Origin of the sequence: Microbacterium sp. STF-2 (assembly GCF_034650155.1) — a bacterium.
In the GTDB taxonomy this organism is placed as follows: Bacteria; Actinomycetota; Actinomycetes; order Actinomycetales; family Microbacteriaceae; genus Microbacterium; species Microbacterium maritypicum_A.
Map to the genome: position 1 here is coordinate 2,795,212 of NZ_JARKMW010000001.1, position 21,272 is coordinate 2,816,483.

Genomic DNA, 21,272 nt, shown 5'->3' on the forward strand with positions numbered 1-21,272 from the left:
AGGGCGGCGGTACCGTTTACGCATGTGGGATGACGACGCGGACCGGTATGCCGTCGTGGTCGCTGCCGAAATCGCGCTCCTCTCCTCGGAGGTACGGACCGACGCAGACCGGGTACAGGCCCTGCTCGCCCCCGATTTCGCGGAGATCGGGGCATCGGGGCGGCGATGGCTGCGGACGGAAACCGTCGTCGAGCTTTCGAACGAGGACAGCAGGGCCGTACCCGAGACCGCGGATTGGCTCTTCAACGAGCTGTCCCCCGGCATCGTCCTCGTGAACTATCGTCTGATCGCCGAGGGGCGGGAGAGCCGACGGTCATCGATCTGGCAGCTGTCCGATTCCGGGCCCGTTCTGCGCTTTCATCAGGGGACGGTCATCCCCGGGTGACGGGTCAGCTCTTCGTGAGGTCCTGCGCGAACATCACCAGGATCCCGCTCGGGCCGCGCAGATACGTGAGCTTGTACACGTCCTGGTAGTTCGCGACGCCGCGGAGCGGGTGGTAGCCGTGGCGGGCGGCGATCGCGAGCGACTCGTCGATGTCGTCGACCGAGAAGGCGATCCGGTGCATGCCGATCTCGTTCGGCAGGGTCGGTTCGGTCTCGATCGCGTCGGGGTGGATGTACTCGAACAGCTCGATCTGGCCGCGTCCGTCCGGAGTCTGCAGTACCGCGATCTTGGCGTGGTTGCCGTCGAGCCCGACCGCGGTCGCCGCCCACTCTCCGCTGACCTCGTCGCGGCCGAGCACCGTGAGGCCCAGGTCGGTGAAGAAGGAGATGGTGGCTTCCAGATCGCGGACGGCGATGCCGACGTTCTCGAGTGTGATGGGCATGGGTGGGATGCTACTCGCGATCGGCCCTCGCGTCAGGGCTACCGTCCGAGCTTCTCGGCGCAGGAGACGCAGTACTCCGCGAAGGGGCGGGCTTCGAGGCGGCCGGCCGGGATCGGTCTTCCGCAGTTCGCGCAGAGGCCGTAGGTGCCGGCATCCAGCCGCGCCAGCGCCTCGTCGACCTGGTGCAGCTCGGATGCGGCTGCTTCTGCGAGCCCGGTCAGGCGAGACCACTCCGACGACAGGGTGACGCCCTCGGGGTCGTGCTCGTCGTCGTCGTTCGAGCCCGCGCGGTCGTGGGTGAGTTCATCGAGGGTCGCCGCCGTCGCCTGCACCCGCGCCTCGGCCTGGGCGCGCAGTGCGAGCAGGCGTTCCCGGGCTTCGGCAGTCATGCGCCCACTCTAGGCACGGCCTCTGACGTCGGGGTCGTGCTCCGTGCGGGGCACTGTGTCGGGGCTTCCTGTCGGGGCTCCCTGTCGGGCGGAGAACTCCGTGTCGGGCGGAAGCTTCGCCCCGAACCCTCCTCCCGACACGGAGAACTCCGCCGGGCGAGGTGTCTCCGAGATCCCGATCAGGCGGATGTCTCCCGCGTCGGCACCGAGTCGGTCGTGGTCGGAACGGCCACGGCCTTCATGCCGGGGTGGTCGCGTTCGAGCGCCGCTCCTTCCATGTCGACGTTCGGCAGGATGCGGTCGAGCCAGCGCGGCAGCCACCAGGCCGATCGTCCGAGCAGGTGCATGAGCGCGGGCATCAGCAGCATGCGCACCACGAACGCGTCGAGCAGCACGCCGAACGCGAGACCGAAGCCGATGGAGCGGATGATCGTCGACTCCGAGAAGATGAACCCGCCGAACACCGACACCATGATGAGGGCGGCGGCGATCACGACCGAGCGGCCGGCGCGGAAGCCCTGGGCGACGGCATCCCGCGCCGAGGCGCCGTGCACGTACGCCTCGCGCATGCCGGAGGCGAGGAACAGCTGGTAGTCCATCGCGAGTCCGAACAGGATGCCGACGAGGATCACGGGAAGGAAGCTGAGGATCGGCCCGGTGCTGTGCAGTCCGATGATCTCGGCGCCCCAGCCGAACTGGAACACCGCCACGATCAGGCCGTACGTCGCGAAGAGCGACAGCACGAACCCGCCGGTCGCGATGATGGGCACGAGCAGCGACCGGAACACCACGATCATGATGAGCAGCGAGAGCCCGACCACGACCACGAGGTAGAGCGGCAGCACTCCGGCCAGCGCCTCGGAGATGTCGATGTTGATCGCGGCCTGTCCGGCGACGCCCAGAGTGATGCCGTCGCCGATCGCGGGCATCGAGCGCAGGTCCTGCACGAGCTTCTCGGTCGAGGCGCTGTTCGGCCCCTCCTTCGGCACGACCTGGAACGCGAGCAGCGTGTTGTCGTCGGACGTCGCGATCGGCGCGACGGCCACCACGTCGTCCTGGTCGGCGATGGCCTGGGCGATCGTGACCTGCGTGGAGAGCAGGTCGTCGTCGCTGACGGCATCGTCGAGGGTCGCGGTGACCAGCAGCGGTCCGTTCGCGCCCTCGCCGAACTGCTCGTCGACGGTCTGGAACGCGCGGTAGCTGGTCGAGTCGCTCGGTTCGCTCGATCCGTCGGGCAGCCCGAGGCGCATCGACATGGCGGGGATGGCGATGATCAGCAGGGCGACCACGCTCACGAGCGCGGTGACGACGGCGCGGAGGGTCGACATGCGCTTCACGGGCTTGCCTGCCGCGTGCTCCTGGCCGATCGTTCCCCGCGCTCGTCGGCTGAGCAGGCGCGTGCCGACGAGGCCGAGGATGGCGGGGGCGAGGGTGATCGCGACGAGCACGGCCACCGCGACGCAGACCGCACCGACCGTGCCCATGAGGCCGAGGAAGGGCACGCCGGTCACGTTGAGGGCGAGCAGTGCGACGATCACGGTCGTGCCGGCGAACACGACGGCCGTGCCGGAGGTGCCCGTGGCGAGGCCGATGGATTCACGCACCGGCACCCCGGCGAGCAGCTGTTTGCGGTGTCGGTTGACGATGAACAGCGAGTAGTCGATGCCGACCGCGAGCCCGAGCATCACACCCAGCACCGGGGTCACCGAGGCCATGTTCACCACGCCGGAGAAGGCGAGGGATGCCGTGACGCCGACGCCCACACCCACGATGGCGGTGACGATCGGGAGGGCGGCGGCGATGAGGGAGCCGAGCATCACGATGAGGACGATCGCCGCGAATGCGAGGCCGACCGCCTCGCCGATGCCGAAGATCTCCGGGACGCCCTGTGCGATGTCGGTGCCGAAGTCGACCTCGACACCGTCGACGGGGGAGGATGCGAAGTGGTCGATCGCGCCCTGCTTCACCTCTTCGGAGAGTTCGAGGCGCGGGTCGACGAACGAGATGTTCACGATGGCGGTCGATCCGTCTTCGGAGACCACGCCGATGCCGTCGGCCAGATCGAGGAGGGTCGAGCCCAGCTCTACCTGATCGGCGTTGTCGTCGAGGGTGATGCGCGACTGGTCGAGCTCGGCGTTCTGGGCCGCGACCTGCGCCAGCTGGGCGTTCACCGCGGCGATCTGCGCGTCGAGGGCGGCGAGCTGTGCGGACCCGGCACCGGACTGCTCGGCCTGGGTGCGGGCCGCCGTGAGCTGTGTGAGTCCGGCTTCGAGCTGCGCGCGTCCGTCGTCGAGCTGGGTCTGGGCGGCATCCAGCTGCGCGCGGCCGTCGGTGATCTGGGTCTGGCCGTCGGTGAGCTGCTGCGCCTGCTCGTCCTGCTGCTTCTGCGCGTCGAACGGATCGATCACCCCGGCGACGCCGTCGAGATCCTCGGCGCTCGCGGCGAGGTCGGAGATCTCCTTCTTCTGGTCGTCGGTGAACGGAGACCCGTCTTCGGTCCGGTAGACCACCGTGCCGGTGCCGCCGGCCGTGTCGGGCAGCTTGTCGGCGAGCTCGTCGGTGACCGCGCCCGAGGCGGTGCCGGGGATGTCGAAGCTGTTGCTCAGCGTGCCGCCGAGGGTCAGGAAGGCTCCCACGCCGATACCGAGGATCAGGACCCACGAGACGATCACCGTCCACGCCTTGCGTGCAGCGAACGAACCCAGACGGTACAGCAGTGATGCCACAGTGGTCTCCTTCAGACTCAAAGATCATACGGCACGTCTCGTCTAGAGATCTGTGGCTATCCTGAATCCATGGTCAACGAGCACCGGAGCGGGCCCGTGCGCAGCACGGCGGCGCGCGAGGCGATCCTCGATGCGACCTCCCGACTGTTCCATGCGCAGGGGTACGACCGGCTCACGATCGAGGGCATCGCGAAGGAAGCCGGGGTCGGCAAGCAGACGATCTACCGCTGGTGGCCGTCGCGCGGTGCGCTGATCGCCGACTGTCTCGTGGACGGACGTCTCATCCCGGTGGACTTCATCGTGCCCGACACGGGCGACCTGTTCGCCGACGTCGAGACGTGGTTGCAGTCGGTCTTCACGATCCTCGCGAGCACGCAGGGTCAGGCCCTGCTGCAGTCGCTGGTCGCGGCTGCCGCCGAAGATGCTGCGGTCGGTGCGCACCTCGGTGGAAGCCTGGGCGTCGAGCAGCACCTGTCTGAGCGCTTGAGGGGCGGGATCCGCGACGGTCAGCTGCCGGAAGATGCACCGATCGCGCAGATCGGTCGGGCGATCCTCGGCGCGATCATCGTGGAGTCGCTCGGACGGGAGAGCCACGGACCCGACGGGATCATCGAGCTGACGAGGTACCTCTTCACACGCTGAGCGGCAGGTGCTGTCCCGTGTCTCAGCCGAGGAGCAGGGTCAGCACGGTCGCGCCGCCACCGCCGAGGATGAGCGCGATGATGACGGTCCAGGCGACGATGCGGATGCGCCGGTTGCGCTTCTCGCCGAGGTCGCCGTAGTCCTCGTCGTTCGGGTTCTGGCGGCTGACCTCGCTCATGCGCTGACCTGCTCCGTGACGGTCGGGCCGAAGTACGACGGGAGGGTGGCCTGCGAGCGCTCACGCAGCTCGGCGGCCGACACGGTGAAGACGCCCTGCACCTCGAGCTTCGCGCCCTCGCTGTCGGTCACGCCGATGCGCATCACCGGGTAGTCGCGTCCTTCGCAGAGGCCGCGGAACTTCACGTCATCCTCACGGGGCACCGTCACGATCACGCGGCCGGTCGACTCGGAGAACAGGGCGGTTGCGGCGTCCACTCCGTCGCGCTCGATGATCTCGTTCAACCAGACGCGAGCTCCGACGCCGAAGCGCATGACGCCCTCGGCGAGCGCCTGCGCGAGGCCTCCCTCGGAGAGGTCGTGCGCCGAGGAGATCAGCCATTCGTCGCGGGCTGCCGACAGCAGACCGGCGAGGCGCTTCTCGCCCGCGAGGTCGACCTTCGGGGGCAGACCGCCCAGGTGCTGGTGCACGACCTCTGCCCATGCCGAGCCGGAGAGCTCGGTCGAGGTGGTGCCGAGCAGGTAGATGTTCTGGCCCTCGTCCTGCCATCCGGAGGGGATGCGGCGCGAGACGTCGTCGATGATGCCGAGCACGCCGACCAGTGGGGTCGGGTGGATCGGCACGTCGCCGGTCTGGTTGTAGAACGAGACGTTGCCGCCGGTGACCGGGGTGCCCAGCTCGTAGCAGCCGTCGGCCAGGCCGTCGACCGTCTGGCCGAACTGCCACATGACCTCGGGGTTCTCGGGAGAGCCGAAGTTCAGGCAGTCGGTGATCGCGGTCGGCACGGCGCCGGTGACGGCGACGTTGCGGTACGCCTCGGCCAGGGCCAGCTGTGCGCCCGCGTACGGGTCGAGCTGGCAGTAGCGGCCGTTGGCATCGGTCGAGACCGCGAAGCCGAGACCCGATTCCTCGTCGACGCGGATCATGCCGGCGTCGTCGGGGAACGAGAGGGCCGTGTTGCCGAGCACGTAGTAGTCGTACTGGTTGGTGATCCAGCTCGTGTCTGCGAGGTTCGGCGAGGCGACGAGGTTCAGGAACTGCTCGCGCAGCGTCTCCGGGTCGGTCGCGCGGGGCAGGTTCTCGGCGGCATCCGCCTGGAGGGCGTCGATCCACGTCGGGTAGGCGACCGGGCGGTCGTAGACGGGGCCGTCGACCGCGACCGTCGAGGGGTCGACGTCGACGATGCGCTCGCCCTGCCAGTCGATGATGAGGCGTCCGTCACCGGTGACCTCGCCGAGCACGGAGGTCTCGACCTCCCACTTGTTCACGACCTCGAGGAAGGCATCGAGCTTCTCGGGCGCGACGATCGCCATCATGCGCTCCTGCGACTCCGACATGAGGATCTCCTCGGCCGTGAGCGTGGGGTCGCGCAGCAGCACGTTGTCGAGCGAGACCTTCATGCCGCTGTTGCCGTTGGCCGCGAGCTCGCTGGTCGCGCACGAGATGCCGGCGGCACCGAGGTCCTGGATCGCTTCGACGAGCTCGCCGCGGTACAGCTCGAGGCAGCACTCGATGAGCACCTTCTCGGCGAACGGGTCGCCCACCTGCACCGCGGGGCGCTTGGTCGGGCCGGTCGAGTCGAAGGAGTCGGACGCGAGGATGCTCGCGCCGCCGATGCCGTCGCCACCCGTGCGCGCACCGAACAGGACGACCTTGTTGCCGACGCCGGTCGCGTTCGCGAGCTTGAGGTCTTCATGACGCAGCACGCCCACCGCGAGGGCGTTCACGAGCGGGTTGGCCTGGTAGACGGCGTCGAAGACCGTCTCGCCGCCGATGTTCGGGAGTCCCAGGCAGTTGCCGTAGAAGCTGATGCCGCTGGTCACGCCGTGCACGACGCGGGCGGTGTCGGGGTGGTCGACTGCACCGAAGCGCAGGGCGTCCATGACCGCGACCGGGCGGGCGCCCATCGAGATGATGTCGCGGACGATGCCGCCGACGCCGGTCGCCGCACCCTGGAAGGGCTCGATGAACGACGGGTGGTTGTGCGACTCGGCCTTGAAGGTGACGGCCCAGCCCTCGCCGACGTCGACGACGCCCGCGTTCTGACCCATGCCCACCATCAGGCGTTCCTTCATCTCGTCGCTGACCTTCTGGCCGAAGCGGCGCAGGTAGTTCTTCGACGACTTGTAGGAGCAGTGCTCGCTCCACATGACGGAGTACATCGCCAGCTCGCCCGAGGTGGGGCGGCGTCCGAGGATCTCCTTGATGCGCGCGTACTCGTCGGGCTTGAGTCCGAGGGCCGCGTACGGCTGCTCCTTCTCGGGCGTCGCGATCGCGTTCTCGACGGAGTCGGGGACGTGCTGGTGGGAAGGTGCAGGGGCGGTGGTCACGCGCACTCCAAAGGAAGGGGCCGGCGGGGCAGGTCCAGTCTACCGGCGTGGGTGGGGCCGCTCTTCCGCGGGATGCGGAGTCAGAGTCGGTCGATGAGGACGGCGGCGATGTCTCTCCGCGTGTGAAGCACGCGGTGCACTCGTACAGCATCAGGGTCGTCGGTGTAGAAGACGAGGTACGGGTGGTTCCGAAGAGGGAAGGCGCGGATCTCGGGAATCTCCGTCACCACTTCGCAGCGCGCCGACCCGAGCGAGGGGTGCGCAGCGAGCCGACTCATCGCGTGCTGGAGTTGGCCGCGTCGGCGTGGTCGTCCGGCTTCGGCATGCTCACCGACCGCTTCGGCGTGACCTGGGTGCTCGACGTCGCCGGTTGAGCCTCGGTTCCGGGCGCTGTCCCGGGAGTCGCGTGCACAACTCAGGAGAAGTTCTGCAGATTCGACTCTGGGAGGGGATTCGAGCCACCTGCGGGGCGAGTCTCCGGAGTTGTTCACGCCCCGGCCGGGTCCCCGTCGGCTGGCCGTCCCTCGGCGGGGCCCGGAATCGCGTCACGGATGGAAACGCGAAATGCGACGGCGCAGCGGTGTCCGTAGATTGGTCGGAGCCGTTGCGAATGGAGTCCCCGTGTCCGAGATCCGCGTCCTGCACGCGTCCTGTATCGACGCCGTCGGCTGAGCCGGCGGGCACCCAGATCATGACCACGGACCGTTCCTCGCAACCGTCGCATCCCTTCGATGCGCGCACCCGTCTCTTCCTCGATCGGCCGCAGAGTCGCAAGTGGAGTCTGCATCCCGGTCGCATCGGGGCGTGGGTGGCGGAGATGGATTTCGGGGTCACTCCCGAGATCGCCGAGGCACTGCATCGCGCGATCGACGACGAGAATCTCGGCTACCTCTCCCCTCCGCAGGCCGCGGAGCTGGGGGAGGCGACGGCCGAGTGGATGCAGGATGAGTACGGCTGGGCGGTCGACCCCGAGCGTGTGCATCCGGTCTCGGACGTGATGGCGGCGCTCGGTGTCGCGGTGCAGGAGTATGCGCCCGCGGGGTCGCCCGTGATCGTGCCGACTCCGGCGTACATGCCGTTCCTGACATACCTGCCGGCGATCGGGCATCCGGTGATCGAGATCCCCGGCGTCGAGATCGACGGGCGCTGGCAGCACGATCTGCAGCGCATCGACGAGGCGTTCGCTGCAGGGGCGCGGACGCTCGTGCTCTGCAATCCGCACAATCCGACCGGCACGATCGTCGGACGTGAGGAGCTGGAGGCGATCGCCGAGATCGTCGAGCGGCACGGCGGGCGGGTTTTCGCGGACGAGATCCACGCGCCGCTGCGTTACGACGGTGCGCCGTTCGTGCCCTACGCGTCGGTGTCGGCGGCGACGGCCGCGCACACGGTGACGGGCACGAGTGCCTCGAAGGCGTGGAACATCCCGGGGCTGAAGACCGCGCAGCTGATCACCTCGAACGATGCCGACCAGCAGCTGTACAAGCGGTTCGGGTTCGCGGTGCAGCATGGCGCGGCGACCCTCGGCGTGGTGGCCTCGACGGCGGCGTATCGGGCGGGAAAGCCGTGGCTGACGGAGGTGATCGCGTACCTCGACGGATCGCGGCACGAGCTCGCGCGGCTGGTGGACGAGCATCTTCCCGGGGCTGTGTATCGCGTGCCCGAGGCGACGTACATCGGGTGGATCGACACCTCCACGCTGGGGATCCCTGAGCCGCCGGCCGAGTTCTTTCGTGAGCGGGCCGGGGTCGTGCTGACCGAGGGGCGGCTGCTCGGGCGTGGCGCCGAGGGTCATGTTCGGGTGGTCTTCGCGACACCGCGTCCGATCCTCGAAGAGGCGTTCGTGGCGATGGGTGATGCCGTGCGCCGGGCGGGTCTCAGGGTCTGAGCCGGGGGTGCTCGGGCGGCGCCGTGGATGCTGTCAAGCCCCTCTGTCGTGTCGGTGGTCTCACGTAGAAAGGGATACGAGAGAAGGGATCCCGCCATGGCTGCAGGCGACATCGAGACGTTCCACCGCAACGGCATCTGGTTCAACCGCATCGAAGGGGAATCGCAGACGTTGGGGAGCAGTTTCGAGAGCGAAGCCGAGGCGGTCAAGGTCGGTCGCAGCGCGGCGGTCGCACGTCAGGTCGAGCACACGGTGCGGACGGAAGAGGGCCCGTCGGCCGACTCCTCCGCGTACGACCTGCACCCCCGCGAGCTGATCGGTCGATGACGGTGGTGTCGGACTCCGACCCTCCTGCCCGGTCTGCGCGTCGGATGCAGTTGCAGGTATGTGTCAACGGCGCCCGTGATGCGGTCGAGCACCCGTGGCTGAGCGCGGATGCCTCGGTCGTGGCCGACGACGCCGCGCGTGCGGTGGCTGCGGGAGCGCAGGAGGTGCACGTGCACCCGAAGGATGCGGCGGGTCGTGACAGTCTCACCGCCGACGATGTCGCGCGGTGGGTGCGGGCAGTGCGGACCGCGATTCCCGGTGTGCCGGTCGGCGTGACCACGGGGGCGTGGGCCGAGCCCGATGTCGCGCGTCGTCTCACCGCGATCGAGTCGTGGACGGAGCTGCCCGATCACGCATCGGTCAATTGGCACGAGGCCGGTGCCGACGATGTGGCCGCCCTGCTGCTGAAGCGTGGAGTCGCGGTCGAGGCCGGTCTGTGGGACGCGGCCGGTTTCGAGGTGTGGAAGCGTTCGCCGGTGAGAGGTGAGTGCCTACGGGTGCTGATCGAGCTTCCCGATGAACCGACCGAGCTGCTGCGCGACCACGCCGAGGGGATGATCGCGCACGTCGAGCTCGAAGAGCCCGACCTGCCGATCCTGCTCCACGGCGAAGAGGGCTCGACGTGGCCCGTGTTCGACCTCGCTGTCGAGCTCGGGCTGGCCTCGCGCATCGGGTTGGAAGACACTCTGCTGCTCCCCGACGGTGCGCCCGCGCCCGGGAACGCCGCGCTGGTGCGGGCGGCCGTGGCGCGGATGCGGGGAGTCTGACCGGGCAGGTGCACGGGGTGCGGCATCCTGGGGCGATGTTCTCCGACTCGCTCGTACCCTTCATCCTCATGAACCTCGCGTACATCCTCATCGGGATCCTCGTCTCCTGGCTGGTGATCTATTCGGCCGTGCGCGCGGCGCTGACATCGCACCGTCAGGCGATGGCGAGAGACGGGCGGCCCGGTCAGGTGTGACCGGAGAGCGTCGAGCACCGCCACCTAGACTCCCGCCATGCCGTTCTCCGACTACGTCCAGTCCATCCGCGCGCGGATCGGTCATGATCTTCTGCTGCTGCCGGGCGTGACCGCGGTGATCCGCGAGGGCGATCGCTTCCTTCTCGCGCGCGCGGCGGGTTCGGAGCAATGGGGTCTGATCGGTGGTGGGGTCGAGCCGGGGGAGGATCCGGACGAGGCGATCGCCCGAGAGGTGCAGGAGGAGATCGGCGCCCGCATCCGCGTCACGGGGATCGTCGGCGCCTTCGGTGGCGAATCGCTCGTCGTGACGTATCCGAACGGGGATCGCGTGTCGTACGTGTCGACTGCGTTCGCGTGCGAACTGCTCGATCCGCCTGTGCCCGATCAAGACGAGGTCGTCGAGGTCGGATGATTCACCCGCGCCGAAGTCGCAGAGCTGCCGCATCCGCTCTGGGTCGACCGGATGTTGGCCGGGGCCGACTAGGGCGTGCCGTCAGAAGCGGTCTGTCGGAAGCAGGTCCGCGAGACCTTCCCGTCCCGCGGCGGTGAGCCGCACCGCGCGGGTGCTGGATGGAACGTGTTCGATCCATGCCTTCTTCTTGAACGTCGCGAGGAGCATGTCTGCGGCGAGCCCGGCCAGGTGTTCGCGGCGTTCGGTCCAGTCGAGGCACGGACGGGTGAGAGTGCGCTTCGGATGCTTCGGCAGGTCGATACCGAGCGACGTCAGCCAGGCTAGTCCCGGCGGGGTGAGTGAGAAATCTGACTCGATCAAGCCCTTCGCGTGCATACCGTCGGTGAGTGCGACGCCGAGTCTGCCCGCGAGGTGGCGGTAACAGGTACGAGCCTCCCTGATGGTGTGGTCGCGGTGTTGGGCGTCGAGTGACTGCTTGGCAGGCCGGACGCGACCGGAGAATGCTGCGAGCGACTCGATCAGTTCAGCGGCGGGGGTGCCGGCGAGCCGGAGGTAGCGGTGCCGTCCCTGCCGCATCTCCTCGACCAGCCCGGCGTCCAGCAGCCTGTCGGCGTGCTCGCTCGCTGACGACCGAGCGATGTCGGCGGTCTTGGACAGTTCAGTGAGCGTCCATGCCCTTCCATCGAGCATCAGGAGCAGCATCGACGCGCGGGCGTCGTTGGCGAAGACGGCGGCCGTCGCCGCCAGTTCCGGACTACTCGTTCCTTTCATCGCAAGAACTTTATCGCCGGCATTGTTCGGTCCAGCCCGAAACGTTCCCGCCACAGACTGGACCTCATGAACCCGACTCTGGCAATCGAACCCTCCGTGTTCTACTTCGGGACTCCCGTCGCCCTGCTCAGCACGCTGATGCCGGGAGACGAAGCAGCGAACATCACTCCCATCTCCTCGGCCTGGGCTCTGGATGACACCTATGTCTTGGGGTTGAGCAATTCGGGCCGGGCGATGCGCAATCTCCGCGAGAACGGTGAGCTGGTCATCAACCTGCCCGACGCCGCGCTGTGGGAGTCGATCGAGAGGATCGCCGACACCACCGGGGTTGCCGAAGTCCCGCGCCACAAGCGGGAGAAGTACAGGTATGAGCCGGACAAGTGGACGCTCGGCAGATTCACTCCACGGCCGAGCGGGGTGGTTCTGCCCCCGCGGATCGCCGAATGCCCCGTTCAGATGGAGGCCCGGGTCACGAACATGACGCCGTTGGGTGAGGACGGAGACGCCACCATCGTCCACGCGAAGGTCCTGCGCACGCACGTGCATCAGGCGCTGACGGTGCCGGGAACCTCGCACATCGACCTGGACGCCTGGAACCCGGTGTATTACACGTTCCGGCACTACTTCTCGCAAGGCGAGAGGGTCGGGGTCAGCTTTCGCGCGGAACAGTGAATCGTTCGGTCCGGAATGTGCGACAGGTCGCGCGGATGGCCCGAGGCCCGATTCAACGTCTGCCGCCCCAGCCCGCCCAGTCGGGCCGGTCGACGATGCAGAAGCGGTTGCCTTCGGGATCTTCCATGATCACGTAGTCGGCGTCGGCCGGGCGGCCGTCCCAGTGCACCTCGCGTGCGCCCAGGTCGAGGAGCCGTCGCACTTCGGCGCTCTGGTCCGCCGCGTAGATGTCGAGGTGGATGCGCGGAGGCAGTATGCGCTCGGAGTGGTGGGCGTCGAGGGCGATGCAGGGAGCGTCGGCGTCGCGCGGCTTCAACACGACCCAGTCGTCTTCGGCCGGATCGCGTTCGACGTAGTCCAGGGCTGCCTTCCAGAACGCGGACTGCGCAGGGAGGTCGTTCACGCGGATCACGACCGACACGAGCTTCAGCATGACGTCGAGTGTAGGTGGAGGGTGCGGACGCGGCTATCGGGAGATGTCTGATACGAGAAACGCCCCGCCGTTCGGGTCGGCGGGGCGTTGATCTCGCGGGTGCGGGCTTACTGCACCGACCATCCGCCGTCCGAGGCGAGGATGGCGCCGTTGATGTTCACGGCGTCGTCCGACAGCAGGAACGTGATCGATGCCGCCAGGTGCTCGGCTGTCGCCACGGTCGGGATGGCCTGCTGGAACGGGGCCAGGCGGCCCGAGCCGTATTCGGACATGTGCGGGGGCATCGGGATGCCGGTGGCGACGCCGCCCGGGGCGACGGAGTTCACGCGGATGCCCTTCGGCCCGTACATGAAGGCCGCCGACTTGGTGACGCCGATGATGCCGTGCTTGCTGGCCGTGTAGGCGTTGCCCGAGGCGTTGCCGCGCAGGCCCGCCTCGCTCGAGACGTTGAGGATCGCGCCGCGCCCGGCCGCCTCCATGACGGGGATGACCGCGCGCATGAGCTTGAACGGAGCGGTCAGGTTGATCGCGATGACGCGGTCCCAGACGGCATCCGGGGTCTCGCCCGCGGGGGAGAAGTCATCGTTGATGCCGGCGACGTTCGCGAGGCCGTCGATGCGGTCGCCCGCGGCGGCGAGGACGGCGTCGATCGCATCCTGCTTCGTGAGGTCGCCCGCGACCGTGACGATGTCCGCATCCGGAAGCTCGGACTTCAGGGCGTCGAGCTTCTCGGCGGCGATGTCGCTGGCGATCACGCGTCCGCCTTCCCGGGCGATGCGGGAGGCGGTGGCCTTGCCGATACCGGAGGCGGCGCCCGTCACGATCACGGTCTTGCCGGCGAAGCGGCCGGACGTGGGCTTCTCGGTCCAACCCTCGGAGGCGTCGTCTTCGGGGATCTCGCCGCCGTTGGCCGCGCGCACGAGGTCGTCCACGACCGACTGGGGAAGCTGGCCCTGGCTCATCGCGACGAGCTGCTGCAGGGGGAGTCCGAGCACGGGGGTGAGGAGCTCGGGGTCGGCGCCCGTCTTCTCGAAGAGTCCGCGGATGAGAGGCCCGCCGGTCGGGTCGTTCATCCAGTCGCCGATGGTGGAGTGTGCGGTGAGGGCCATGCTCTTTCTCCTTGTTCGGGTCCCGTGCAGGTTTCGCAACGGTGCGTCTACTTATGTTCCAGTGTACGCCTGGGGGTGTACTGCGGATCGGTCAGCTCACGACGGACATTGGTCGCCCACGACGAGGCGTGTGTTCCGGCCATCGGTCACCACGGAGACGGTGCGTGACCTCCCGGGAACGGCTCGCTGTTGCGCAGCCGACACGTGTCGGCACCGTGTGCATGCCCGACGCGACGCGGGATGGTCGACGTACGGCGCAGCGACACCCTGATTCCACTGACCCCCTGCGCACACCATGACAGTGTCGGTCCGACGGAGGAAAGGCGCGAGTGCTTCCCACGCCGGTTCGTGATGCCGCTTGTCCGAGCCGTGGTGAGGCGCGGTCGAGATGCTGACGAGGTTGAGGAGATGGCCGATCCCCGGCGTGCGGTCCACCCACGCCCCGGTGCTGTCGCTCCACACGATCGCGCCGCCTTCCAGCCAGCCGTGATGCCACAGCACAGGGCAGAGCGCCCGTTGGTTCTGGATCGTCGCGAGGGCCCGGAATGCGACGTCGGCGATGGAAGGGGTGGAGAACTGGATGGGCTCGACCTCGATGGCGTTGGCGATGGAGACCAAGTAATGGCCGGCGCTCTCCATCCACGGGTAGTACGCGTCGGCACCGGGGACGTGATCGCCCGAGAACAGCCGAATAGTCACCCCGTGCGAGGTCGCATCACTGAGTATCGTTCCGAGGTTGTCGACGCTCGCTTTGACCCGGCCGGCGATCTTCTCGGGTTCCCCCTCGGCGAACTCGGGAGGGACCAGGGGATCCTGCCTCTTCGCGAACTCGTTCATGTCTCGGCTGATCCGCCAGATAGCTCGGGCGAGTTGCCCCTCGTCGATGTCCTCTGAGGCCCCATCGTCTTCGGGTGCGCGGCTCCAGGGGGTGCTTTCGGCGGGGAATCGCCGCGCCGGCGCGAAGTCAGAGCGCAGTCGCTCGGCCATGCCGTGAATGTCGATTTCGGGGTCCACTCGTGAGCGCCCGCGGCTCAACGCATCGTAGGAATCGAGGAGTGCCGCCCATTCGTAGGGGATCCAGAGCTCTTGCAGGATCGCGAGTCCGAGCGGCGCGAAACCCCTCCAGCCGTCTATGTGGTCGAGGTCGTCGTGGGTCAGCACGAGGATCGCAGGCGCGGCCTGCGCGACGAGGCGTCCGAGTTCCGCGCTACGTCCCACATCGACGCCGACAGCCACTCGACGGACTCCGCGTCCGGTCGGCGTGGACCACACCAGCGCTTCTCCCGGCTGGGCCTTATCGGCGAGACCAAACGCTGTCAGCGTGCTGGGCGCCCTCACGCGAGACGTCCGAGTCGGATAGCCGAGACGCGTGCGGGAGAGGTTCCATAGGTGCAGCCCATGGCTCGGACAGTAGCAGTAGAGCGCGGAGGTCTCGTTCGCACCGACGACGCCCGCGCCTTACGCTCGAAAGGTGCCCCGTCCTCGAAGTGAGAAAGCCCGCCAGTCCGTGCTGGACGCGATGCGGCGTGCGCTCGCCGCAGACGGGTACGAGGCCGTGACGATCGAGGGTCTGGCCGCCGAAGCGGAGGTCTCGAAGCAGACGATCTACCGGTGGTGGCCGTCGAAGGCCGCGATCCTCGGAGAGGCGCTGCTCGAGGGGGCGCTGCCGGGAGCCGAGGTGTCGGTGCCGATGACGGCAGACCTCGGAGCGGATCTGCGGGCGTGGTTCTCGGCGATGAGTGCCGGACTGGCTCGCCCCGAGGGCGTGGCGCTGGCGCGGGCGCTGATCGAGGTGACCGCGGCCGATCCCCAGCTGGGGTTGGTGTTGAACGAGCGGCTGGCGGCGCCGATCCGTGAGTGGGTGGCCGAACGTGTGTCGCGCGGGCGTGCCGACGGGGACGTGCGGGCGGACGTGGATGCGGCCGCGATCGCGGATCAGTTCATCGCGATGGCGTCGTATTCTGCGCTGATCGGGCAGCCGTTGAGTACGGAACGCGTGGAGGAGACGGTGGTGCGGTTGCTGCGGGGGATTGCGGCGTAACTAGTCCGTGGCCGGGGTGAACCGAAGCACGTTGGTCTCACGCCTGCGGAACCCGACGGACTCGTAGAGCCGCAGTGCGGATTCTCGGGATGGGCGGGATGTGAGATCGAGCGTCCGCAGTCCTCGCTCTTGCGCGAGCTGGGTCATGCGCTCCAGGAGGAGTCGCGCGATGCCGCGACCGCGTGCCGCCTCGTCGACCACGACGTCTTCGACGTGCCCGCGGAGCCCGGTCAGGGAAGGTGCCGTCGATGGTCAGGGGCGGCTCGTCCATCTCGGTACCGTAGCCCGATTCGGGGCGGATTGCCGCGCCGCGAACGGTGTGCTGACAGGCGATGGCCCCGCCACCCTGACTGGTAGCGAGGCCGAATGAGCAGAGCTGTAGGCTCTTGGTCACTCTTTTCGGAACAGAATGCTCCCAAACCCGACGAGCATGAGACACGCGCCAAGCAGACCAGTCAGGGCAGCAGGTGCGAGGTTTCCCGTCGTGTGCTCCGCGTCTGAGATGTAGCCCTCGGCAATCGCCATGACAATGGCGAGGACGATGACGGCGGCACCGACGAATCCCATGCTGGCCATTGCTCGTCTCGTTCGTTGCTTCACAATCGCTCCTCCGGTCAGTGAATCACTCTGTCGGAGGAACAGCTTCTGTGTTGCTTCGCGCAGCTCGCCACCGATTCATCATGTGGGCGTACCACGTGGCGGCAAGGAGTCCCGTGGCAACGAAGAGCCAGGAGCCGATCTCGGGGAAGCGGACGGACAGTACCGTGGACGCCACGATCAGCAACCCCATCGCGACTGTCATCGTCAGCTGGTGGCCGGGTTCCGTGATCACGCCGAACCAGGTTCGAGGTTCGTTCCTCATCTACAGGTCCTCCGCTGTAGGTGTCGACCCACCGCGCTGGCCGCGGAGGCTGCTGTGAACGGCATGATGCTGATCGCAGCGAGGGCGACTAATGCGCTGGTTCGATGATGCCTCACGATGGCTCCTCCTGGACGTTAGAATTGACCCCCGCCTGTCCCATACAAGGCCACAGATGAAGACGAAAGCAATATATTCGAGGTGTTGCTTTCGGCGCGATGCGCCGTGAGTCGGCCCGATCTTCGCAGCCGCACGCACGCACTGGCTCACAATCAAAGCCCTCAGGGAGCCGGAGGGGCGCAGGCTAGGTCGATGCCGACGCGATGTCGTCAGCGTGCTGGAAGTATGACAGCCGCTCGCGTTCTGTCGGGGCGGCGCGTGCGGCATCGCGAAACGCTGAGCTCGCTTCTTCGACGCGCTTGAGGCGCTGCAGGAGATCTCCCCGCACTGCTGAGTAGAGGTGGTGTCCTCCCAGCGAGCTCTCGAGCGCCTCCGCCAGCGCGAGGGCTTCGTGCGGTCGTCCCGCGTTCGCGACGGCGACCGCACGGTTCAGGCGAACGAACGGCGATGCATCCACCTGCTCCAGCACCCCGTAGATGTCCGCGATGCGGGCGTGGTCGATCTCCATCCCCGGGGCGGGGCGGACGTACTCGGCCGCGGCGGTGGCGCGGATGAGGTGCCGCCCGCCGTGGATGCCCGTCCGTGCTGCCTTCTCGACGGCGTCGTCGAGAAGTCGCAGCCCCTCCTCGATCTCGGAGACATCCCACAGTCCGCGGTCCTGCTCGTCGAACGGCACGGACAATCCGTCGGGTGTCGTGCGTGCCGCGCGGCGGGAGTGCTGAAGAAGAAGGAGGGAGAGAAGCCCCGTGAACTCGAGTCGAGCCGGGGAATCCGAGGGGAGCAGCTGTCGGCACAGCCGAGCAAGTCGAATGGCCTCGGCGCCGGGATCGGGCTGGAGCGTCGGATCGGAATAGCCGATGGTGAACAGGGCGGACAGGACCTCGCAGACGCTCGCGCTCCGGCTGTCGAGCTGCGCGGCGTCCGGAACGCGGTACGGGATGTTCGCGTGCGCGATCTTGGCCCGAGCCCGCACGAGTCTCTTCTCCATCGTCGCGGGGGCGACGGCGAAGATCCCGGCGAGCTGTTCGATCGGCACGTTCAAGACGGTGCGGAGCGTCAGCGCCGCGCGGGCTTCCAGGGTCAACGCGGGGTGACAGGCGGTGAAAATCAGCTTCAGCCGCTCGTCCCCATGTGGGAATGCGTCGTCGGCCTCGTGGGCGTCGGTGCCATCGTGCGGCTCGTGCTCCAGGCGGGCCACCGCCCGGCGCTCGGCGTCTGCGTGCCGCACGAGGTCGATCGCGCGTCGGCGGGCGACGGTCGTGACCCAGGCGGCGGGGTTCGCCGGAACCCCGCCGCCTGGCCACCGCTCGACGGCTCGAGCCAGTGCGTCTTGCACGGCGTCTTCGGCGAGAGTCCAGTCGTGGACTGTGCCGATCACGCTCGCGACCACACGGCCGTACTCGATCGATGCCACGTGCCGGACGGCGGCCATGGCATCCGAAAGCGTGCTCGCTGGCTCCTCCGGTGTGGTCACATCGTCGACCCGAGCGGCCACACGGGTCGCACCTCCACCAGGCCGAACCGGGCCATCGGGTGCGCGGCGGCGATCTCGATCGCGGCGTCGAGGTCGTCGGCGTCGATCACGTCGAACCCGGCGATCCATTCGCGGCTCTCGGTGAACGGTCCGTCGGCCACGATCCGCTCGCCGGCTCTGACGCGCACGGTCGTGGCGTCTTCGACAGGACGCAGGCGGTCGCCCAAGACGTAGGAGCCGCTGTCCTGCAGCGACGCCACCCACTCCCCGGCGTTGTCCTCGGCTTCGACATAGGGCTCAGCGGTCGGGTCTGTGCAGATGAAAAGTACGTAGCGCATGTGTGTTCTCCTCAAGGTCTTTCTACATCCACTTACCCAGACGACGGACGACCACGAGCCCGCAGGACACAGAACCGGAAAATGATGGATCGTGTCGACGGCACTGAACTCCGACGGATGAACCTCAGAAGTCCCCTTCGGCCACCTGGAAGCAGACCAGTCCGCGAGACCGCCACATCTCGACCACGCTGCGGCGGTCGTCGACCACGCCGATCACGGTGAAGTGCGGTTCGATGTGGGCGTCGTAGATCTCGGCCTTGACGATGTCGTCGGCGCGCTGGTCGCCGGTGCGGCGGAGTAGGAGGCGGTCGAAAGGGATCTCGTTGAACGTCAGCCACGCCTCGGTGGCGCGGCGGGCGGTCTCATCTCGACCCGAGACGACGATGAGTGCGTCGACGTCGGGGTGCGCGGCGAAGGCTTGGGTGGCGACCACGACAGGGTGGTTCGGGGTGTCGATCGACACCTTGCGCATGTCGTACGGCGAGCGGTCGCCGATGAGGGCGAGGGTGCCGTCGACGTCGAAGATCCAGGCGCGCGGGCGATCGGTGAGCATGGTGTGAGGGTAGTGGTTTCTTCGGTGGTGACGAGGTTCAGGACTCGTCGGAACGTCGTCGTTCACGCCGGGTGACGCTCACGAGCAACGCCGACGCACCGACGATGAGGACGAGGGCTGCGAGCCAGAAGACCCACACCAGGTTCTGGAACACCGGCAGGTTGGCGACCACCGGGAGCGCGGCGCTGATGAGGATCATCGCCACGACGGTGGCTCGCTCGCGCGACGTGCCGCGGGCGTGTTCAGCCGTCACGAGACCGTCTCGTTCGCTGTGTGCTGGCCGGCTGTGCCCGTTCTCGGCTGATCTCTGAGTTCTGCGATCTTCATCACTGCTCCTTCACCGACCATCCCCGCCGTCGTGTAAGACGTTACTCCTGCTGCGCACGCCGTCTGGCTTCGACCGGTCCGGCGGAGGGCGCGGCGGAAGCGGGGTTGCCAGGTGCGCTCAGGTGTATGGGGCGCGGGTCAGGGGGAAGGGGGTGAGGCGAGAGGCTTCGCTGCATCCGTCGCCCATCCGCGAACCGTGCCTGGGCCCGGTCATGACGCTTACCGACGGGCACGAGCTCGGTGGCCTTCGGCAGCCCCATCGGCTTCGTCGAGACGTAGACGCTCTCGGCGGTGTCGACGCGGAAGGTCTCGTGCCAGACGCCCACCGCTCCCGGAGCCTTGCGGGCTGCGCGGTTGAAGGCGGTCCAGGCGGGGCGGTGCTGCTGGTTCGGGCTGGACGCGTAGGCGTAGAGCTTGTCGACGGATGACCAGTACTGCACGACGTAGGGTCCGCCCGAGCCGAAGAGCAGGTGGTAGCCGAGCATGCCAGAGTCGGGGTCGGCGCTGAGTTCGCGCAGCATCCCCGGCATGGCGAAGAAGGCCGGCATCCACAGGTCGGGGCGCCACCAGTGGTTGATCTGCATCCCGATGTGGAACACGACGAGCTCGCCCTCGTGGCGGTGGGTCATGCGGCCCGTGATGACTTTCGACATGATGACTCCTTGGTTGGATAGTGTCACTATCCATAATGGATAGCGCTACTATCGAAGTCAAGAGGTGGCCATGAGAATTTCCGAACTGTCAGCCCAGACCGGCGTGACCGTGCCGACGATCAAGTACTACCTGCGCGAGGGACTGCTACCCGAGGGGGAGAGGTCGTCCGCGACTCAGGCCGCGTACGGCGAGAAGCACGTGGAGCGGTTGCGGGTGATCCGGGCGCTCCTTGACGCGGGCGTGAGCATCGCCGAGACGCGGCGGGTGCTGGGGGCGCTGGACGATCCGCCGGAGAGTGCGCATGATCTGCTCGGGACGGCGCATGCGGCGATCACTCCGCCGGTGGATGAGTCTCTGGACTTGACGGACGCTGAGGCTCTCGTGGCAGGGCTCGGGTGGAAGCCGGGGATGTGCGACGAGGCGGTGCTGCACGCGGTCGCGCGAGCACTGCAGGGGTTGGAGCGGGTCGGGTTCACCGTGCCGGATGCGGCGATGGCGGAGTATCTCGCGAGCATGCGGCGGATTGCGGATGCGGAGATCGTCGGGGTGCCGGAGGAGTCTGCGGAAGCGGCGGTGCGGTACGTGGTGCTGGGGTCGGTGTTGGTGGAACCGTTGTTGCTGGCGTTGCGGCGGGTGGCGCAGCAGGTGAGTTCGGGGGAGCGGTTCGGTGATCAGGCCGCGTGATCGATGGGCCTCGCGAACCAATCTTGATCACTGACCAGCGGTGTGACGGCGCGACTGTCAGAAGGCTCCGCCGCCGGGCTGGTGCGCCACGATTCCCCTCCTGCTGCCTGCGAGCTGGCTGACCAACGGCGTCAACTCGCGTCTTAGATCGCCGAGGTAGCGCGCATAGAAGTCCGGCGACGCAGCGCTGAGCTCCAGGTATCGGTTGCACGCGCGAGTCATCTCCGAGAGCGGTCCCTGGAGCGAATCCACCTGCCGAACCCGGTCTCGAGTGGAACGGATCTCCGTCCGCATCGAAACCACACTTGCGTTGGCCCTGACGAAATCAGGGAGCTCTTCAGCCCCTCGTATCACTGGTTCGGGCCCTTCGGCGATCGCTCGCCGACGATGAAGCTCATCAATCAGCGACTGAATCGCCCGCTTCTCATCGAGGCGAATTTTGAGCATGTAGGTAACGAGGGCGATCAGCACCGTGAGCAGGGCGCCGACGAAAGCAACTACGACGTCTGGAAAGAAAGAGTCCCACATGCCGATACCCTGGCAGACACTGCGTCCTC

Annotated in this window: 28 protein-coding genes and 2 pseudogenes; 12 read left to right on the forward strand and 18 right to left on the reverse strand. The window is 67.8% G+C overall.

All coding sequences use genetic code 11. The features are described from left to right. The first annotated feature begins 22 nt into the window (after positions 1 to 22). Complete coding sequence (locus MicroSTF_RS13495; protein ID WP_021200244.1) at positions 23 to 385, forward strand: DUF4440 domain-containing protein; 363 nt, start codon at positions 23 to 25, stop codon at positions 383 to 385. Positions 386 to 389: 4 nt separating this feature from the next. Here the strand turns inward: MicroSTF_RS13495 and MicroSTF_RS13500 are convergent, their stop codons facing one another. The 3 genes from MicroSTF_RS13500 to MicroSTF_RS13510 all read right to left on the reverse strand — a co-directional run bounded on the left by MicroSTF_RS13500 (position 390) and on the right by MicroSTF_RS13510 (position 3,942). Next, positions 390 to 827 carry a VOC family protein gene (locus tag MicroSTF_RS13500; RefSeq protein ID WP_029263104.1) on the reverse strand — a complete coding sequence of 146 codons (438 nt, stop codon included), beginning with the start codon at positions 825 to 827 and terminating at the stop codon, positions 390 to 392. Between the two features lie 38 nt (positions 828 to 865). Beyond that, positions 866 to 1,216 (reverse strand): TraR/DksA family transcriptional regulator, encoded by a 351-nt coding sequence (locus MicroSTF_RS13505; protein ID WP_322956253.1) that lies wholly within the window; start codon positions 1,214 to 1,216, stop codon positions 866 to 868. Between the two features lie 179 nt (positions 1,217 to 1,395). Further along, a complete protein-coding gene (locus tag MicroSTF_RS13510; RefSeq protein ID WP_322956255.1) occupies positions 1,396 to 3,942 on the reverse strand; it encodes an MMPL family transporter in 2,547 nt (848 codons plus the stop codon). Positions 3,943 to 4,011: 69 nt separating this feature from the next. On the opposite strand from MicroSTF_RS13510, the gene MicroSTF_RS13515 reads away from it, so the two are divergent. Further along, positions 4,012 to 4,584, forward strand: a complete 573-nt coding sequence (locus MicroSTF_RS13515) for a TetR/AcrR family transcriptional regulator (protein WP_297557040.1) — start codon at positions 4,012 to 4,014, stop codon at positions 4,582 to 4,584. Positions 4,585 to 4,606: 22 nt separating this feature from the next. Here the strand turns inward: MicroSTF_RS13515 and MicroSTF_RS13520 are convergent, their stop codons facing one another. The 3 genes from MicroSTF_RS13520 to MicroSTF_RS13530 form a co-directional block, all read right to left on the reverse strand. Then, on the reverse strand, positions 4,607 to 4,762 hold the full coding sequence (locus MicroSTF_RS13520; RefSeq protein ID WP_021200249.1) for a hypothetical protein: 156 nt from the start codon (positions 4,760 to 4,762) through the stop codon (positions 4,607 to 4,609). Continuing rightward, entirely contained in the window at positions 4,759 to 7,092 is a 2,334-nt protein-coding gene (gene purL / locus MicroSTF_RS13525) for a phosphoribosylformylglycinamidine synthase subunit PurL (protein ID WP_021200250.1), read from the reverse strand. The genes MicroSTF_RS13520 and purL overlap by 4 nt, the downstream gene beginning before the upstream one ends. 80 nt (positions 7,093 to 7,172) lie before the next feature. Continuing rightward, on the reverse strand, positions 7,173 to 7,370 hold the full coding sequence (locus MicroSTF_RS13530; protein WP_081860126.1) for a type II toxin-antitoxin system RelE/ParE family toxin: 198 nt from the start codon (positions 7,368 to 7,370) through the stop codon (positions 7,173 to 7,175). 12 nt (positions 7,371 to 7,382) lie between these two features. On the opposite strand from MicroSTF_RS13530, the pseudogene MicroSTF_RS13535 reads away from it, so the two are divergent. The 6 genes and pseudogenes from MicroSTF_RS13535 to MicroSTF_RS13560 form a co-directional block, all read left to right on the forward strand. Beyond that, positions 7,383 to 7,466 (forward strand): annotated as a pseudogene (locus MicroSTF_RS13535) (VOC family protein); the annotation flags it as partial. A gap of 317 nt (positions 7,467 to 7,783) precedes the next feature. After that, positions 7,784 to 8,980: a MalY/PatB family protein gene (locus tag MicroSTF_RS13540; RefSeq protein WP_322956259.1), complete on the forward strand. Its 1,197-nt coding sequence runs from the start codon at positions 7,784 to 7,786 to the stop codon at positions 8,978 to 8,980. 96 nt (positions 8,981 to 9,076) lie between these two features. Beyond that, positions 9,077 to 9,307 carry a DUF2188 domain-containing protein gene (locus tag MicroSTF_RS13545; RefSeq protein WP_021200253.1) on the forward strand — a complete coding sequence of 77 codons (231 nt, stop codon included), beginning with the start codon at positions 9,077 to 9,079 and terminating at the stop codon, positions 9,305 to 9,307. After that, positions 9,304 to 10,074, forward strand: a complete 771-nt coding sequence (locus MicroSTF_RS13550; protein WP_231479837.1) for a 3-keto-5-aminohexanoate cleavage protein — start codon at positions 9,304 to 9,306, stop codon at positions 10,072 to 10,074. The genes MicroSTF_RS13545 and MicroSTF_RS13550 overlap by 4 nt, the downstream gene beginning before the upstream one ends. A 35-nt stretch (positions 10,075 to 10,109) precedes the next feature. Then, complete coding sequence (locus MicroSTF_RS13555) at positions 10,110 to 10,268, forward strand: hypothetical protein (protein ID WP_021200255.1); 159 nt, start codon at positions 10,110 to 10,112, stop codon at positions 10,266 to 10,268. Positions 10,269 to 10,305: 37 nt separating this feature from the next. Continuing rightward, positions 10,306 to 10,680 (forward strand): NUDIX domain-containing protein, encoded by a 375-nt coding sequence (locus MicroSTF_RS13560; protein ID WP_322956262.1) that lies wholly within the window; start codon positions 10,306 to 10,308, stop codon positions 10,678 to 10,680. Between the two features lie 81 nt (positions 10,681 to 10,761). Here MicroSTF_RS13560 and MicroSTF_RS13565 read toward each other — a convergent pair whose 3' ends face one another. Beyond that, positions 10,762 to 11,505 (reverse strand): winged helix-turn-helix domain-containing protein, encoded by a 744-nt coding sequence (locus MicroSTF_RS13565; RefSeq protein ID WP_322956264.1) that lies wholly within the window; start codon positions 11,503 to 11,505, stop codon positions 10,762 to 10,764. Positions 11,506 to 11,517: 12 nt separating this feature from the next. Here MicroSTF_RS13565 and MicroSTF_RS13570 point away from each other — a divergent pair, with 12 nt between their 5' ends. Next, on the forward strand, positions 11,518 to 12,123 hold the full coding sequence (locus tag MicroSTF_RS13570; protein ID WP_322956265.1) for a flavin reductase family protein: 606 nt from the start codon (positions 11,518 to 11,520) through the stop codon (positions 12,121 to 12,123). A gap of 52 nt (positions 12,124 to 12,175) precedes the next feature. On the opposite strand, the gene MicroSTF_RS13575 is transcribed toward MicroSTF_RS13570, so the two are convergent. From MicroSTF_RS13575 to MicroSTF_RS13585, 3 genes are all read right to left on the reverse strand, one after another. Beyond that, entirely contained in the window at positions 12,176 to 12,556 is a 381-nt protein-coding gene (locus MicroSTF_RS13575) for a VOC family protein (RefSeq protein WP_322956266.1), read from the reverse strand. Between the two features lie 107 nt (positions 12,557 to 12,663). Continuing rightward, positions 12,664 to 13,665, reverse strand: a complete 1,002-nt coding sequence (locus MicroSTF_RS13580) for an SDR family NAD(P)-dependent oxidoreductase (RefSeq protein ID WP_021200262.1) — start codon at positions 13,663 to 13,665, stop codon at positions 12,664 to 12,666. Positions 13,666 to 13,761: 96 nt separating this feature from the next. Then, positions 13,762 to 14,937, reverse strand: coding sequence for a hypothetical protein (locus MicroSTF_RS13585; protein WP_322956269.1), 1,176 nt, complete (start codon positions 14,935 to 14,937; stop codon positions 13,762 to 13,764). Positions 14,938 to 15,136: 199 nt separating this feature from the next. Between MicroSTF_RS13585 and MicroSTF_RS13590 the strand changes: the two genes are divergently transcribed. Then, positions 15,137 to 15,706: a TetR/AcrR family transcriptional regulator gene (locus MicroSTF_RS13590; protein ID WP_322956271.1), complete on the forward strand. Its 570-nt coding sequence runs from the start codon at positions 15,137 to 15,139 to the stop codon at positions 15,704 to 15,706. On the opposite strand, the gene MicroSTF_RS13595 is transcribed toward MicroSTF_RS13590, so the two are convergent. Continuing rightward, the gene (locus MicroSTF_RS13595) at positions 15,707 to 15,940 is read right to left on the reverse strand and encodes a GNAT family N-acetyltransferase (RefSeq protein ID WP_322956381.1); all 234 of its coding nucleotides are present in this window, start codon (positions 15,938 to 15,940) and stop codon (positions 15,707 to 15,709) included. A 156-nt stretch (positions 15,941 to 16,096) separates the two neighbouring features. Further along, positions 16,097 to 16,282 carry a hypothetical protein gene (locus tag MicroSTF_RS13600; RefSeq protein WP_029259420.1) on the reverse strand — a complete coding sequence of 62 codons (186 nt, stop codon included), beginning with the start codon at positions 16,280 to 16,282 and terminating at the stop codon, positions 16,097 to 16,099. Positions 16,283 to 16,419: 137 nt separating this feature from the next. Between MicroSTF_RS13600 and MicroSTF_RS13605 the strand changes: the two genes are divergently transcribed. Further along, positions 16,420 to 16,626 carry a hypothetical protein gene (locus tag MicroSTF_RS13605; RefSeq protein ID WP_322956273.1) on the forward strand — a complete coding sequence of 69 codons (207 nt, stop codon included), beginning with the start codon at positions 16,420 to 16,422 and terminating at the stop codon, positions 16,624 to 16,626. 243 nt (positions 16,627 to 16,869) lie between these two features. On the opposite strand, the gene MicroSTF_RS13610 is transcribed toward MicroSTF_RS13605, so the two are convergent. The 5 genes and pseudogenes from MicroSTF_RS13610 to MicroSTF_RS13630 all read right to left on the reverse strand — a co-directional run. Further along, complete coding sequence (locus MicroSTF_RS13610; RefSeq protein ID WP_322956275.1) at positions 16,870 to 18,159, reverse strand: RNA polymerase sigma factor; 1,290 nt, start codon at positions 18,157 to 18,159, stop codon at positions 16,870 to 16,872. Beyond that, the gene (locus MicroSTF_RS13615; RefSeq protein WP_017202934.1) at positions 18,156 to 18,497 is read right to left on the reverse strand and encodes a YciI family protein; all 342 of its coding nucleotides are present in this window, start codon (positions 18,495 to 18,497) and stop codon (positions 18,156 to 18,158) included. Before MicroSTF_RS13615 ends, MicroSTF_RS13610 begins: the two co-directional genes overlap by 4 nt. Before the next feature lie 124 nt (positions 18,498 to 18,621). Continuing rightward, on the reverse strand, positions 18,622 to 19,050 hold the full coding sequence (locus tag MicroSTF_RS13620; protein ID WP_322956278.1) for a polynucleotide kinase: 429 nt from the start codon (positions 19,048 to 19,050) through the stop codon (positions 18,622 to 18,624). A 37-nt stretch (positions 19,051 to 19,087) separates the two neighbouring features. Next, on the reverse strand, positions 19,088 to 19,303 hold the full coding sequence (locus MicroSTF_RS13625; RefSeq protein ID WP_322956280.1) for a hypothetical protein: 216 nt from the start codon (positions 19,301 to 19,303) through the stop codon (positions 19,088 to 19,090). A gap of 253 nt (positions 19,304 to 19,556) precedes the next feature. Continuing rightward, positions 19,557 to 20,030 (reverse strand): annotated as a pseudogene (locus tag MicroSTF_RS13630) (DUF4188 domain-containing protein); the annotation flags it as partial. A 70-nt stretch (positions 20,031 to 20,100) separates the two neighbouring features. Here MicroSTF_RS13630 and MicroSTF_RS13635 point away from each other — a divergent pair. Continuing rightward, a complete protein-coding gene (locus MicroSTF_RS13635) occupies positions 20,101 to 20,715 on the forward strand; it encodes a MerR family transcriptional regulator (protein ID WP_322956282.1) in 615 nt (204 codons plus the stop codon). A gap of 57 nt (positions 20,716 to 20,772) precedes the next feature. Here the strand turns inward: MicroSTF_RS13635 and MicroSTF_RS13640 are convergent, their stop codons facing one another. Continuing rightward, positions 20,773 to 21,243 carry a hypothetical protein gene (locus MicroSTF_RS13640; RefSeq protein ID WP_136025165.1) on the reverse strand — a complete coding sequence of 157 codons (471 nt, stop codon included), beginning with the start codon at positions 21,241 to 21,243 and terminating at the stop codon, positions 20,773 to 20,775. Between the last annotated feature and the right edge of the window lie 29 nt (positions 21,244 to 21,272).

Bases quoted from the DNA above. Each gene is read 5' to 3' on its own strand.
- MicroSTF_RS13495 (WP_021200244.1), top strand. From the start codon at position 23: ATGTGGGATGACGACGCGGACCGGTATGCCGTCGTGGTCGCTGCCGAA.
- MicroSTF_RS13500 (WP_029263104.1), bottom strand. From the start codon at position 827: ATGCCCATCACACTCGAGAACGTCGGCATCGCCGTCCGCGATCTGGAA.
- MicroSTF_RS13505 (WP_322956253.1), bottom strand. From the start codon at position 1,216: ATGACTGCCGAAGCCCGGGAACGCCTGCTCGCACTGCGCGCCCAGGCC.
- MicroSTF_RS13515 (WP_297557040.1), top strand. From the start codon at position 4,012: ATGGTCAACGAGCACCGGAGCGGGCCCGTGCGCAGCACGGCGGCGCGC.
- MicroSTF_RS13520 (WP_021200249.1), bottom strand. From the start codon at position 4,762: ATGAGCGAGGTCAGCCGCCAGAACCCGAACGACGAGGACTACGGCGAC.
- MicroSTF_RS13530 (WP_081860126.1), bottom strand. From the start codon at position 7,370: ATGAGTCGGCTCGCTGCGCACCCCTCGCTCGGGTCGGCGCGCTGCGAA.
- MicroSTF_RS13540 (WP_322956259.1), top strand. From the start codon at position 7,784: ATGACCACGGACCGTTCCTCGCAACCGTCGCATCCCTTCGATGCGCGC.
- MicroSTF_RS13545 (WP_021200253.1), top strand. From the start codon at position 9,077: ATGGCTGCAGGCGACATCGAGACGTTCCACCGCAACGGCATCTGGTTC.
- MicroSTF_RS13550 (WP_231479837.1), top strand. From the start codon at position 9,304: ATGACGGTGGTGTCGGACTCCGACCCTCCTGCCCGGTCTGCGCGTCGG.
- MicroSTF_RS13555 (WP_021200255.1), top strand. From the start codon at position 10,110: ATGTTCTCCGACTCGCTCGTACCCTTCATCCTCATGAACCTCGCGTAC.
- MicroSTF_RS13560 (WP_322956262.1), top strand. From the start codon at position 10,306: ATGCCGTTCTCCGACTACGTCCAGTCCATCCGCGCGCGGATCGGTCAT.
- MicroSTF_RS13570 (WP_322956265.1), top strand. From the start codon at position 11,518: ATGAACCCGACTCTGGCAATCGAACCCTCCGTGTTCTACTTCGGGACT.
- MicroSTF_RS13575 (WP_322956266.1), bottom strand. From the start codon at position 12,556: ATGCTGAAGCTCGTGTCGGTCGTGATCCGCGTGAACGACCTCCCTGCG.
- MicroSTF_RS13580 (WP_021200262.1), bottom strand. From the start codon at position 13,665: ATGGCCCTCACCGCACACTCCACCATCGGCGACTGGATGAACGACCCG.
- MicroSTF_RS13600 (WP_029259420.1), bottom strand. From the start codon at position 16,282: ATGGCCAGCATGGGATTCGTCGGTGCCGCCGTCATCGTCCTCGCCATT.
- MicroSTF_RS13615 (WP_017202934.1), bottom strand. From the start codon at position 18,497: ATGCGCTACGTACTTTTCATCTGCACAGACCCGACCGCTGAGCCCTAT.
- MicroSTF_RS13620 (WP_322956278.1), bottom strand. From the start codon at position 19,050: ATGCTCACCGATCGCCCGCGCGCCTGGATCTTCGACGTCGACGGCACC.
- MicroSTF_RS13635 (WP_322956282.1), top strand. From the start codon at position 20,101: ATGAGAATTTCCGAACTGTCAGCCCAGACCGGCGTGACCGTGCCGACG.
- MicroSTF_RS13640 (WP_136025165.1), bottom strand. From the start codon at position 21,243: ATGTGGGACTCTTTCTTTCCAGACGTCGTAGTTGCTTTCGTCGGCGCC.